This is a genomic window from Cryobacterium sp. Y50 (assembly GCF_002929805.1).
Lineage (GTDB): Bacteria > Actinomycetota > Actinomycetes > Actinomycetales > Microbacteriaceae > Cryobacterium.
The window spans coordinates 1-12,869 of the sequence record NZ_PJJM01000044.1 but is presented as its reverse complement, the minus strand read 5'-3'; the positions used below and the strand labels follow the sequence as shown (position 1 = coordinate 12,869).

The window sequence follows — 12,869 nt, the reverse complement described above, 5'->3', positions numbered from 1 at the left end:
GAACAGATGGGGACGCGTTCGACGACAGTCATACTGCCAGCATCGATGAACCACAACGATCCGCAGCTAAGCGACACTCCGGCCTGTCGGGCCGCCTCAGACCCCGACAGGCCCTGTCGAATCAATACGAAGTAACGACGCTTAACCGCTGCCGGCATCTTGTTCCGTGCAAATCTGACCATTGCGTTCTCCTTACTCGGGATTCGCAACGACCAGTAGAAACGGCCCGCCGTCCAACGGGCGGGACTGCCACGTCTGCATCTCCTCGATCACCTTGACCGTGATGCGGGAAATGGTCTCTTTGGAGACCTGCGCGCCGTGGATCTGGTTGAAGCGTGCACTGATCTCCCCGGTCGTAAGACCGCGAGCATACAACGACAGCACAACCTCATCGACCCCGGTCAAACAGCGATGTCGTTTCGGTACGATCACCGGAGTGAACGTGGCGTCCCGGTCACGGGACACTTGAATGGTCACCGGCCCCGTCGACGGGCTGATCACCGTTTTGGGCCGGTTCCCGTTGCGCACGTTGCTGTCGTCGCGCTCGTCCGGGGCACGGTTCTTTTCATGGCCGAGGTGATCGGTCTTTTCCTCGTTCAGCGCGGTCTCCAGGAATGTTTTCGTGAACTAGCCCAGCAGACCATCAGGACCGTCCAAGGCCAAGCCTTGCTCCTGAGCCAGGCGCACCCATTCCTTCGCCGCCACCGTCTCACGGGTCGGCTCAGATTTCGTCTTCTTCGTCACAGCATCAAGTGTCGTCATCACGGCACCTTTACCGCCAGACCAAAGTGCAGCGCGTCAGGCCGAAAACATCGTTTAAGAGACAGTCCCGGTCAGGCGGCTAGCTCCACGTCGATATCAGCTCGGTGAAGGCTCGGCTGGCTGCGCTCATGTACCCACCCTGTCTTCTGAGCAGGGCTGCGGTGCGGTGCGGAATGGCAGGCAGTACAGCAACAGGGTTGAGCCCATGCTGTTCGCGGGCAATGGCTTCGGGCAGCATGGTGGCGAGCTGGCCGCGACGAACGATTTCCATGATCGCGCTGACGGAGTCAACTTCGATCGCGATGCGCGGGGCAACGCCGTGATCCCGGAAGTGCAGGTCGATGTGGCGCCGAGTCGCAAAGTCGCTTCTGAGCAGCACAAGCTGCTCCTGTTCCAACTCTCGCAGGGTCATGGGTGCCTGCTTCCCGGCATGGGGGTGGTTGTTGCCGACAACCAAGCCGAGGGTTTCGACGAACAAAGCCTGGGCCTCGATCTCGGACGAACGCACCTCGGCAAATGCGATACCGAGATCGAGGGTGTCCTCGGCCAGCGCCACCTCGATGCGGTCCTGAGTCATCTCCTGCAGACTCAAGGTAATGCCGGAATAGCGGGTGCGGAAGCGTTCGACCAGTGGACCGATCAGGTATGCGGTGAACGTGGGGGTCATCGCTAACCGGAGCGATCCACGGCTCAAGTCCTGCACGTCGTGGATGGCCCGGGTTCCGGCGTCAAGTTCCCGCAGGGCGCGGCGGGTATAGCGCAGGAAGGTCTCGCCAGCGTCTGTCAGCCGCACGGTCCGTCCGGACCGGTCCAAAAGCTGGACGTGCAACGAGTTCTCCAATTGCTTGATCTGTTGTGACAGCGTCGGTTGGGAGACGTGGAGCGCCTCGGCCGCGCGAGTGAAGTTTTGGTGTTCCGCGACCGCGGCCAGGTAACGAATGTGTCGCAACGTCACGATTCTCCAACTATAGAAATTACTTATTGACTCCATCATAAAGAGGTCTTGGACACTATAGATAGTTTCCGTCATCCTTGAGTTATCCCCCCTCCCCCAACATCGAGGACACAGCCCATGCAAGACATCATTAAGGGCTTTCTGAAAGTCCAACGGGAGGCCTTTCCTGCGCGTTCTGAACTGTTCAAGGAGCTGGCCACCGCCCAGAACCCCGAGGCCCTGTTCATTGCTTGCTCGGATAGCCGGGTCGTGCCAGAGTTGCTGACTCAGCAAGAACCGGGTGACCTGTTTGTGATCCGCAATGCTGGCAACATCGTGCCCGCCTACGGCCCGGAGCCCGGCGGTGTCTCCGCGACAGTCGAGTACGCGGTCGCCGTCCTGGGCGTTACGGACATCATCATCTGTGGCCATTCCGATTGCGGAGCGATGACTGCTGTCTCGACCGACATGAACCTGGACCACCTGCCGGCCGTGGCCAGCTGGCTTGCCCACGCCGACGCGGCGAAGGCTGTCAACGCCGCCCGCACCGACGGATCGGCCCAGGAGTCGTTGGAAGCAATGGTCCGTGGGAACGTCATCGCCCAGCTGACCAACATCAGGACCCACCCCTCCGTCGCCTTGGCCCTGGATCAGAACCGGCTGAACCTCCACGGCTGGGTCTACGACATCGAAACCGGCTCCATCGACACCCTGGACTGTGGCACCGGCCGTTTTGTCCCACTCGCGGACAATCCGCAATACTTTGCCACGCTGGCCGCATCCGACCTGGCCGCCTAACCCCCTCATATCACCAAAAGACAAGGAAAACACCATGATTCATTCCCAGAACACCCAGGCTCCGCGCGAGGAACTGACCGCCGCTATCATCGACGCCAAGATGCGCAAGGACCTCTCCTGGCAGGAACTGACCGATGGCACTGGTCTGAGCGTTGTCTTCGTCACCGCCGCTCTGCTCGGTCAGCACCCGTTGCCTGAAACCGCTGCGGAAATCGTCGCTGAGCGGCTGGGGTTGGACAAGGACGCCGCAATGCTGCTGCAGACCATTCCGCTGCGTGGCAGCATCCCCAGCGGCATCCCGACCGACCCCACCGTTTACCGGTTTTACGAAATAATGCAGGTCTACGGCTCCACTTTGAAGGCCTTGGTCCACGAACAGTTCGGTGACGGCATCATCAGCGCCATCAATTTCAAGCTAGACATCAAGAAAGTTGAAGACCCCGACGGCGGCTCACGTGCCGTGATCACCCTCGACGGAAAATACTTGCCCACCAAACCCTTCTGAACCCGGCCTGGCGGCGGCCTCGCGATCGGGGCTGCCGCCTATCCCATGAAACAATCTCGCAGGCAAGGACAACCATGGACTTCGTCCAACGCACCTGCCGTAGGGCCCGCGTCCGTCGGTGCGCAGATCGCCTGCGCCTGCACGCCGAGATACTCGGTGAGCTTACTCGCCGTCAATACGGGCTCAAGACCCAGCCCGAAGAGTTTTCAGTGTCCATAATTCGAAGGTGATCGAGGTTATCCCAGATGACTCGAACGGGGTCGTACACCTTCTCTACGAGCACCTAAAATACGCGGATATTCGGCTCTCCTGACATAACCGTGGGTGCATCAAGTCTTGCCCTTTCGGTACAGACAAGAAACCCTGATCAGATCTAATATACAGTAGGGCGGCCGGGACTTGAACCCGGGACCGACGGTTTGCGCCGGGGGCTTTCTGGGCGCGGCTTGGTCTGGCCCGATACCTCGATTGATCTCGACTTATCTGGACCTGATCAGGAGGTTCTTGTGTGAGATGTCGTTACCATTACCTCAACACCTCGTCTTGTTTCGGTCGGTCTCGGGCAATAAGCGTTGAATAAACGTGTGTGCGTCAAGTCTTCACGTGCTGAGGTAGCTACCCGTGGGACGTCCATTGAGAAGATTCTTCGTGAACCGCAAAATGTCGTCCTGCAGTCCGGCGTAGGCCTGCTCGACGGGGCTCTCTGAGCGGAGCAGAGCGTCCACGGCCTCGAGCGCTGAGGTAATGATCGACCGGGGAGCGCGCACGTTCCACACCTCGGCTTCGACGATGAGGTCTTCGATAGTGATGGCCGCGTGGCTGTATTTTCGGTTGATGGCCAAGGCCATTTTGCCGTCGCTGTCGAGGTGCGTCTGCGGAACAACATCGTAGGCCGGGGTGATCCTCGTGCTGCCATCCGGGAGGTGGAGCATGCTGATGTTTTTGGCGTGCATATCGAGATTACCAACGGCCTGCGAGACGGTCAGGAGTCGGAGGAGCTGCTCGATGGAAGCGCGGTCGCCGTCGCGACCGAGAACATCCGCTATCCGCTTGAGGGAGACCTTGCCGCCGAACTCTTGATACTTCTCGTTCTTTGATGCGCCGAGAGCTTGGTTCATGTCTTCCTGGTGAATGCGCCCCTGCGGGGCGTGCCGTGATCGGTCGTAGCGCTCGATCACGAGGCCTGGGACTCCACCGAAGTTCTCGATCCAGGTGTCGAGCGTGGTGAGGCCGGCAGCTTTGGCCGCTCGGAAGCCGTATTCCTCGTCGAAGGTGATGGTCGGGTAGCGCACGGACGGCGGCTTGATGATGTGGGTCGACGGGTACCCCTCGAGGACTTGAAACCAGTGATCGTCCTGTCGTGCGAGCACGATCTTGTCTTGGACGCCGGCCAAGGATGTGCGGCCGAACTTCGGCCGGTTGCCAAGCGGAGCGGTTTGAGTATTGGTGAGCATCAGCCCAACTTCAGCCGCGTCAACTAGCGCGACCGCAGGCGTACGCGGCTCCCCCGGCGCCTCTGGGTCGTATATCTGAATGGCGCCGGCTACGTCGCGGCCGAACCGTGCCAACAGTGCAATGGTGTCGTCGGTTGAAACTCTGATCTCGGCGGCGAGGTTGTCGAGAGCACTGCCTTCCGGCAAAAGTTCGGCGAAGAAGTTGCGTCGACGCGCCGCCCGGCTGCGGTTGCTGACCAAGTCGAACGGCACCGACGCGGAGAGAATCGTGCTGCCGAGCCCAAAAGTCTCGATCGCATTCTTCTCCGTGACGAAATCGAACGAGCGACGATCCATTCCGACCAGATGCCCGACCAGCTCGCCGTACAGCTCGACGCACAAGTCACCCACGGGGTTCGTCCACAACGTCGTCTTGTGGCTCGTCGGTGCCTGGATCAACCTCCATGTACATGCGAACACCGGTCTCGCGCATGATCGCAAAGATGCGCCCGAGCACGATGGTGTTCTTGCCGGACTCTAAGCCCCAGATGTACTTCTGGTCGGTGTCCAACCTCTCCGCGAGATCGCGCTGCGTCAAACCGCTCACGAGACGGCCCTGCTGCAGCATCCGGCCAAGTCCCTCAGGGCCCTTCACTTCTCCACGTGCAGCCATGACACTCTCCTGACGACGGTCTTATTACCTTCAGTTTACTTGATGGTAATATCACCGTCAAGAGAGGCGAAGGTTGTATCACCGTCACGGTGAGGAGTGCTGAACCCGGCAACTTTTGGAGCGCACAACCACGGCGGTCGGTGATTGCCTGAGCTTCGGCGATTCCCGGTGGACTTGCCCGCCAATCGGATCAACGCTTGTGAGACCAGTACCCGCGACACCACGATTATCGTGGACCAGCCTCAGCGGAATCACGGAGACCTCATACAGTCGTCCGCATGACCATCGGGCAAACGCAGAACAGCGCCTTCATGCACTGATATTCGCGGTCCAGGGCAACTGCTCCCGACGCGAATGATTATGAGCCATCGAGCCGCAAGTAGCTTCCAGCGTCCAGTGCGACGCCTGGGTCAACAACTCCCGCATCGTCCCGTATGACCAACCTCCTGTGGGACAGGGACGCGATCCCGTCTCTTAGCGATGCTGCACTGCGGCCCCAAGATTGGTGGTCCGCTTCGAAGAAGCGGTCGGAGCACGATTTTGTGCATTGGATCTAGCTACTACAGTGCGAGCCAAGCGGCAACGCGAGGGTTGAACCAGTCTGGGGATTCCAGTGGTATTCCATGGCCACGGCCAGGGACAATTTCCATGTCGCTGCTAGGCAGGGCCGCGTAAATGTTCACAGCGGAGTCACGCATCAGGGCGCGTTCCCGACTGCCGACCATTACGAGTGTTTGACCGCGAAACTCTGACCACGTTGCCGGCAACACGAATCGCATGTTGTCACCGACTGCGGCGAGCAACGTGGTTTTGGTGATGTGGGCACTCGTGTCGATGTACTCTTCCATCAACTCTGCCGGAACGAACAGCGCCCGGGCCTGAAGTCGGGCGAACCTGCGATTTCGCGCCAAGGGTGCTGCGGCCCCGAGTGCGCGAAGGGTGAGTCCGGCAAAGGGCATCGCTTTTGCCTGGGCGCTGACTACCATCACGCGATCTACGAGTTCGGGGTACTGAGACGCGAGTTCGATGGCGAGCTGTGCGCCCAAGGAGAATCCGATGACTGCCGTGGGATTCGAACTGCCACGCACCAGTATCTGGCTGAGAGCGTCTACCGTCTCGGTGTGTGATTGATACGGCTCATCGGCACTGTGACCATGGCCCGGAAGATCGGGAACGACTACTTTGTACGTCGCTTCGAGGGTTCGTCGAAGGGAGGTCCACATCCACCCTGCTACTCCACCGCCGTGTAACAGAAGCACTGGAGGGCCGTCTGAGGGGCCGAATGCACTTACATGCATAGTGTGCCTGGTCGTATGAAGGCGATTGAAACGATCAACCCGAAACTTCGGGACGATCGTTCAAGTCTCGCGGTCTGGTGCGCTCCTGACCGTGTTCTGCTCGGCGCTGCAAACGATCGAGCCTCAGACCTGGCACAGTCCGAAAGGCGCCGGCAAGCAAGCGAAAGATGGCGCCGCTGTGAGTGATGGCGTGGGTAACCTCAGTCTTGTGTTCGCCAACCGAAACGAGTTTCCAAGCGCCTGTTTCATGCGCTTGTAATCCGTCCAGACGCCAGACAACGTAATCCTTGGATACCTGTTCGTAGGTGATCGTGGGGGAACCCGGTAGTTTGGCTCGAATCGGGTATGGCTTGCCAATCAGCGCAACCGGATCGACCGCTGTGACAGAAAGAATCGCGGGATTCCATTCCGGCAGGCGGCGAATATCGGCGAGAATGTTAGCAATCGTCACCCTCGATGCGTTGATGACGCGACTTCCGATGTATTCCATGATTCGCTCCGTGCTCTTGCCCGTAGAAATTCTTCAAGAACGGATGCTCGCGTCCCCCAGTCACAGCCTAGGGGTAGGGCACACGGGGCCAGGCTTACCCTCACCAAGTCCGACGCCGAAGGCGCCCGGAGAGCTACGCCTAACCGAACGACTGCACGCAGTATCCGCACAACGATTGGGCTCTCTGGTCACTCGGTCGACACTTCCCGCTCTAATGCCGAATGCGAAACCCCTTAGGGGACTCCAGATTCGATTCGCCAGAGCATATCCAAGAGAGTACTTGTACTGTCTTTGGATTGCGGCATTGATTTACGCCGTCGGAGGCACCCCCGCCGCGATGGCCTGCAGAGCGGCGATATGGATTTGCATGGCCGTGGACCCAGCTGGTGTCGCAGTCAGCCAAGTACGCGGCCGGTTGCCCACGTAACCCTTGCGCACCATTAGATAGCCTGCGGTTTTTAGCGTGCTGATCGCTTTGCTCAGGGCTGAGTCATCGGTTTCGAGTAGATCGCGTAGGGAAGAGAAGTCAATTTCGACATCTGATCGCAGAGCGGCCATCACTGAGAAGCGCAGCGGTGTGAGCAAAGCATCGTCGAGATCGTGCCGAGGATGGCCGGCCATTCAGGCCTCCCAGATTGGGGCTGGCCTGAACGACGCAACTGCCAATGAAGCTGCAACGCAAATGCCACCAACGAAGCCAACGATGGTTAGATCCCAGTGCGTGCGTGCAAGCACGGCGGCGAGGCCATTCATTAGGAGGAAAGAACAACCAAAGGCGATCCACTGGGTGCGGCCCCACTCTTGGGCGAGACGAGATAGACCCCACCGGCTATCTCGCGTGGACAAGATCACAAGGATCAGTGCCGCGCTGGCTATCGACCAAGGAATGGACGAGGACAATCCTGCTGCTGCGCCGAGCACTCCTAGCCAGGTACCAAGTACAAGTGTCACGACTCGGGCGTTCAGGCTCAACGGCGCCAGCGTTGTGGCGGCCGAGCGGCGAACACCGGCTGCCCGGGCCAGTAGAGCCGAGCGGAGCGCGAGGGTACTGAGCGGCAAAGCGGCGAGTGCGACGATCCCGAACAGAATTGGCAACGAGATCGGACCGGCAAATAGGGAAAGACAGAGAAGCACTATCAGCGCGAATGCAGACGCAGTCGAGACCAGCCGTCCGTGACGGCGGGTTTCTCGAGCATGCACCGCGGGCAGCTGATCACGTAGTCCCATCTCGAGCATGGACGCTACAAAAAAGGGAACTAAGAATAGATGAAGAATGTTGAGCCCGGATATTTCGAAACCGGGACTCACGGCCCAACCTTCGGCCGCCAGGCTTGCACTACTCAAAACAAACGTCAGGGCGTAGGTGAGGGTTGCCACAGCCATCCAGGTTTCAGCAACTGCACGAGTGCGGGCGTCGATGGCCTCCCCAACCCGGACACCGACGTCATCCCCGGTTTTCAACAGTAATCGAGCATGAGCTGCGGCTCCGGAATCTGTCATTCCATCGCGAGTGCTTTCAAATCGGTCGCTCATCCTGTATCCCCCAATTGGTGAAGCCTCCCTGCAATACTGTCAACATAGCATCTAGTTTCCATCTGGCAAGTTACAGAACAAATATATGATCATCAGGCAGTTAGATTCTAACGAGGGCCCTGGCGGCGTCCGGAAGCCGAACCCTTTACGGGACGCCAAATCTTCGTGGTGGACGTGGAACTGCGTCTGTGGGCGCAGCGTTAGGTCTGTGATCCACAGAAATTCGATGATCCGAGGTTACGGGGCGTATTGCTACATGATTGACCCGCCGCGCTGGATCGGCGTCACGCTGGCCAACGCAGATCAGATTCGCAAACGGCGGTATTGGCGGCATCAATGCGTAGGCATCCGCCGTCGATCAGTGTGCGTTCCCCGAGCGGTTGGTCGAGTTGGACGATTACAGGGACGGCATCATTCCATTGGCAATCAGCCGCGTCGCCGCCGAAAGGTTCAACGTCAATCCGGATCGTGATTTGTTCTGACTTGTACGTCACGACAGGGGCTAGGGTCTCGCCGGTAACACCGGAGGAGCAGCCGAGTCGGGTAACGACGACCTCAATATTAGTGCTGTCCCGACCCAGATTAGTAGGCTTACTAATTCGCCAGGTCGCGGTCTCACCAGTCTGAACAGCATCAGGCTGGTCTGCACCCTTCCCATTTTCGGGTCCGGTCTGCTGACATCCAGCCAGAAGTATCGCGACAGCGATCGCTGTGACTAAGCGAGCAGCAGTGCATTTCTGCTTCATGCACTCATGGTCTACCATCCACGCCTGACAATTCCATCCTAATCTTGTATCGATACACGAACGTAGTCGGAGGCATTCGCTGTTACGCCCTGAATGTCAAACAAGGCGACCCATGCAGTCGTGCTTGATTACACCAGTTCAATCGCACGCGAACAACGGCGGGGAGGAATGTCATCCGTCCGCACGTTCATCGCGCTGACTTAATAAAATGGAAGGGTCCGACTCAGCCCGTAAGTCGATCGTCCGATGAAACTCATGCCGCGCGTCTGAAGTCGGTCTTCGGTGTGTTCGCACTGCGCCTCACTTCACTGATATAGCTTTAGTCGAGATCAACGCCAATAGAGTGCTTCTCGCGGCCCGATCCGGTTTCGTCTCCGCACGCAGGAAATGCGGTGGGCGCTTTAGTTGGCCGCCCACAGGTGGTCGGCCACCTTGGTCCAGTTCGCCGAGCTGTCGGGGAGGTTATCGGCCAGCATCATTGTGATGCTACCGACGCCTTGCACCATGACGGGCACGTCACTCGAGCATCCGCTCACCGCTTCTAGCTCGTTGACAATGACCAGGCAATGGTCGCCTTCGCCCGATAGGGCCGCGTAGTAGCTGAGACCGGCGTCAGTCCAGAGCAGTCGGGTGGTGCCGGCGTCGAGGCTCTCGAGGACATTGGGCGTCGTGCCTGCCGGCATGGTGTCGGCCTCAGACTGCGGCTGGTCGAACACCGCGAGGGTATTCGGCGCCGAGCACGAGGTGAGAGAGGATGCCGCGAGAACGCATCCGATGAATGTCACGATCCTTCGTTGGTGCAACTTCATATTCCCGCCTCAGTTACTGATCCACAGGTGGTCGGCGACCTCGGTCCAGTTCTGTTCGCTGTTGGACGGTCCGTCGGCAAGCCGCATTTCGGGGCCGTCCTTGAACGCGAAGCCAACGGGCAGCTCGGTCGAGCACGCGCTGGCCGCTTCCACCTCGTCCAAGATGATGAGGCAGGGATCACCGTCGGAGAGGGCAGCGAAGTAGCTGACGTTGTCATCAGTCCAGAGCAGTCGGGTGGTGTCTGCTTCGATGCTTGTAATCACCGAGAATGCGTCGCCAGGCGGGAGCATGTCGACTGGAGATTGCGGTGCGTCGAAGACGGTAAATGCGTCCGGCGCCGAGCACGAGGTGAGAGCGGATGCCGCGAGAACGCATCCGCTGAATGTAGCGATTCTTCGTCGAATTAACTTCATACTCCCTCACCGTAACGCCACAGCAACCACGTGCATAAACATCCCGCAAGGGGAAGGCGAATTCAGCTGGTCTACGGGACACCGTTCACTTGATAACTGAACACGCTCTGCTGCGCGTGATTGGCGGTTTCATAGACGGAACCGGCCACTGCTCAGGTCGTGTCGCCTTGGCTAGTTCGTGGACCGCCTCCAGGGGCTCACGCTTTCCAACTGGACGTTGACGATGCTGGGACCAGCGAGAAGAGTACCAACAGCCGTGAAGTCTTCCTGAGGAAGGATGCTGTCGGTCGGATTGATGCCATTGAACTGTCGAACGTTGACCCGCCCCGAGTTTGTGGAAGAGAAGACGACCGGTTGCTCAGCGCCCGCATACAGATAGGCGTCGTAGCCGCCGGTCTCGGGCAGTGCGGGAAGCGCCGAAATCGGCGACACAGTAATGGACCAGCCACCCGCACCGGCCTCAACACCTATCCAGCCCGCCGGGCCATCGGTGGGGTCCAAACCATAGGCCACGCTGGCGGCATCGCCCTGGTAATCCGTCGTTCCGGCCTCGTGGAAGGTACCGTCTTCCCCATAAACCTGCGCATAAGAGTCTTCATTGACCCAGTGGCCGGGTGCCCACGTGATCGTGTAGAAGCCAGATTTAGCGTCGTCGGGAAAGACAATTTCATCCGCCCCGTTACCGGTGACCGTGAAAGCCTCGAACGTCCCGAATGTCTCGTCGGCCCACGCCTGAGCAGATTCCTGCGCAGTGGGTTCATCCGTCTTGGCGGGTGCCGGAGAGGCCGAGGTTGGAGGTAAAGGAGCGACCGTTTCCTCTGCTTGGCATCCCGACAGCGCCACCGCGACTACGACGCCCGCGACCAGTATCGATGGCAAACGTTTCATAAGATCCCCCTGAGTTTCCGTCGCCCCTCGGCATTGAGATGGCGTGATCGGGCTGCATCTTGGCAGCCCCCGGCTTGGAACGAGTCTTGCACTGACCTCGTCCGTTGGACAACTCGACAGTTGCGGTCGTGAGTGCCAGATCTACGCGTGGGCTGTGGCTCGGACGCAGGTACTTCTACTTGCGCCGTGACCTGTGGTCGCGGTCCGGACGAACAGAGAGGCCCGCGAAAGAAACGTCATACGGACTGGAGTTCCTGAGGCGCGCGTTTTTCCTCTTTCATAAATGAGAACTCGTAGGGGCGATCAGTCCAGACCGAGAGCAAATACGACATCCGTGTAGGTGTTTGTCACCTCGTCTAGGTCGGACCGCCTAATCAGGCCACCTTTGAGTGCAGTCCTTTGCGAGGGGAGATTCGCGGCCGTCGTGTAAGCGACGAGCGGGAGGAACTCGCCGAGCTCATGCCATCGCTCGACAGCAGCCTTGACTAACTCGCTGGCCAATCCTTTGCCCCATGCTGCCGGCGCCAGTCGGTAGTACAGGTTGTAGACCTGGCGCCCGCGCCAATTTGTCGCCCGAATGCCCCCAAAACCGATGACCACCCCAGGCACCTGAGATTCTTCGAGAGCCCAGTACCCGTGTCCGTCAGTCACCCAGTTCGCTGCCTACTCTCGTGCTTGCTCCCCAGCCTGTGAACGGTCGGTCATCGGGCCGGCTGGGTTGTATATGTTCGTGCGCGCATCTGAGTGCAGGAGCCACACCGAGTCGGCATCCTCTTCGATGACGGGCCGTAGACGGAGGTGTTCGGTTTCTCCGGTTCCGATGGTGATCATGCATACATATTAAATGGGCGGCATGGCCGGTTACAGAACCCGACTGCCGGCTATGACGTGAGCATCGATCCGCCTGGGCTGCCCGGACTGGCTCGCATTTTCGTCCGTAAGCCGAAGGCTCAACGGGTTCGCTGACGCCTGAACCGCCGACATCCGGTCGGGCGATCCGTCACTGGCCACCTCAGATGATTGCCCGGTTTGGCTCCCGAACGTAGGGTTGAATCATGGCTGAGCATGAAGAGTTGGCAGTTTTTCTGGGTGACTGGCATGCCGAGGGCACCTCTTATGGTGGTGACGAGCAGTCGCTGGATAATCCGCACGCGGGAGCGAGTCCGTGGAACAGCGTCCACTCCGCCCGGTGGCATTCGGGCAACTACTTCATCGTGCAAGAGGAGCGCGCGAACGGTCCGTTCGACACGCTTAGTCTGATGGGCTGGGACGCTGAAGCTGGCCGCTATTTCGCCCGAACGGTCGAGAATCACGGTTTCGCACGCGATTACACTCTGACTGTCGACGGTCATACTTGGACGTTGACGGGTGAGCACGAGCGAGCAACGTATCGTTTTGGCGAAGACGGTCGCAGCCAGGAGATCGCCTGGGAGTGGAAACCCGCTGAAGTATGGCTACCGCTTTGCGACCGCACCGCTAATCGCATCAACTGATCGAGCACCAACGGGACTGCTGAAGGTTTAGTTGACACTTCATTTAGGCCGCGAGTGAGGCCGGTTGGTCCATTATTTCAAACTCGATCGGCG

General features: G+C 59.2%; 15 protein-coding genes and 1 pseudogene. 3 read left to right on the top strand and 13 right to left on the bottom strand.

Annotated elements, in window-relative coordinates; genetic code table 11:
* From CXY73_RS22470 to cynR, 3 genes and pseudogenes are all read right to left on the bottom strand, one after another.
* On the bottom strand, positions 1-182 hold a 182-nt coding region (locus CXY73_RS22470; RefSeq protein WP_233198061.1), incomplete at its 3' end, for a hypothetical protein.
* A 10-nt stretch (positions 183-192) separates the two neighbouring features.
* Positions 193-765 (bottom strand): annotated as a pseudogene (locus tag CXY73_RS00950) (transposase).
* Between the two features lie 76 nt (positions 766-841).
* Entirely contained in the window at positions 842-1,717 is an 876-nt protein-coding gene (cynR, locus tag CXY73_RS00945; RefSeq protein WP_104176517.1) for a transcriptional regulator CynR, read from the bottom strand.
* A 117-nt stretch (positions 1,718-1,834) separates the two neighbouring features.
* On the opposite strand from cynR, the gene CXY73_RS00940 reads away from it, so the two are divergent.
* Positions 1,835-2,494 carry a carbonic anhydrase gene (locus tag CXY73_RS00940; protein ID WP_104176516.1) on the top strand — a complete coding sequence of 220 codons (660 nt, stop codon included), beginning with the start codon at positions 1,835-1,837 and terminating at the stop codon, positions 2,492-2,494.
* A gap of 34 nt (positions 2,495-2,528) precedes the next feature.
* Positions 2,529-2,999, top strand: a complete 471-nt coding sequence (gene cynS / locus CXY73_RS00935; protein WP_104133774.1) for a cyanase — start codon at positions 2,529-2,531, stop codon at positions 2,997-2,999.
* Between the two features lie 599 nt (positions 3,000-3,598).
* Here the strand turns inward: cynS and CXY73_RS00930 are convergent.
* From CXY73_RS00930 to CXY73_RS00880, 10 genes are all read right to left on the bottom strand, one after another.
* Positions 3,599-4,843: a type II toxin-antitoxin system HipA family toxin gene (locus tag CXY73_RS00930; protein WP_104176515.1), complete on the bottom strand. Its 1,245-nt coding sequence runs from the start codon at positions 4,841-4,843 to the stop codon at positions 3,599-3,601.
* The gene (locus CXY73_RS00925; protein WP_104176514.1) at positions 4,836-5,105 is read right to left on the bottom strand and encodes a helix-turn-helix domain-containing protein; all 270 of its coding nucleotides are present in this window, start codon (positions 5,103-5,105) and stop codon (positions 4,836-4,838) included. Before CXY73_RS00925 ends, CXY73_RS00930 begins: the two co-directional genes overlap by 8 nt.
* Before the next feature lie 560 nt (positions 5,106-5,665).
* Complete coding sequence (locus CXY73_RS00920) at positions 5,666-6,403, bottom strand: alpha/beta fold hydrolase (protein WP_104176513.1); 738 nt, start codon at positions 6,401-6,403, stop codon at positions 5,666-5,668.
* Between the two features lie 34 nt (positions 6,404-6,437).
* Complete coding sequence (locus CXY73_RS00915; RefSeq protein WP_104176512.1) at positions 6,438-6,893, bottom strand: hypothetical protein; 456 nt, start codon at positions 6,891-6,893, stop codon at positions 6,438-6,440.
* A gap of 309 nt (positions 6,894-7,202) precedes the next feature.
* The gene (locus CXY73_RS00910) at positions 7,203-7,514 is read right to left on the bottom strand and encodes a transcriptional regulator (RefSeq protein WP_104133802.1); all 312 of its coding nucleotides are present in this window, start codon (positions 7,512-7,514) and stop codon (positions 7,203-7,205) included.
* A complete protein-coding gene (locus CXY73_RS00905; RefSeq protein WP_146071559.1) occupies positions 7,515-8,354 on the bottom strand; it encodes a hypothetical protein in 840 nt (279 codons plus the stop codon).
* Between the two features lie 1,219 nt (positions 8,355-9,573).
* Positions 9,574-9,957 (bottom strand): hypothetical protein, encoded by a 384-nt coding sequence (locus CXY73_RS00895; RefSeq protein ID WP_146071558.1) that lies wholly within the window; start codon positions 9,955-9,957, stop codon positions 9,574-9,576.
* Between the two features lie 33 nt (positions 9,958-9,990).
* Positions 9,991-10,395: a hypothetical protein gene (locus CXY73_RS00890; protein ID WP_146071557.1), complete on the bottom strand. Its 405-nt coding sequence runs from the start codon at positions 10,393-10,395 to the stop codon at positions 9,991-9,993.
* A gap of 171 nt (positions 10,396-10,566) precedes the next feature.
* Entirely contained in the window at positions 10,567-11,283 is a 717-nt protein-coding gene (locus tag CXY73_RS00885; protein ID WP_104133797.1) for a hypothetical protein, read from the bottom strand.
* A 303-nt stretch (positions 11,284-11,586) separates the two neighbouring features.
* Positions 11,587-11,934 (bottom strand): GNAT family N-acetyltransferase, encoded by a 348-nt coding sequence (locus tag CXY73_RS00880; protein ID WP_104176509.1) that lies wholly within the window; start codon positions 11,932-11,934, stop codon positions 11,587-11,589.
* A gap of 404 nt (positions 11,935-12,338) precedes the next feature.
* Between CXY73_RS00880 and CXY73_RS00875 the strand changes: the two genes are divergently transcribed.
* Entirely contained in the window at positions 12,339-12,776 is a 438-nt protein-coding gene (locus CXY73_RS00875; protein ID WP_104176508.1) for a DUF1579 family protein, read from the top strand.
* Positions 12,777-12,869 lie beyond the last annotated feature (93 nt).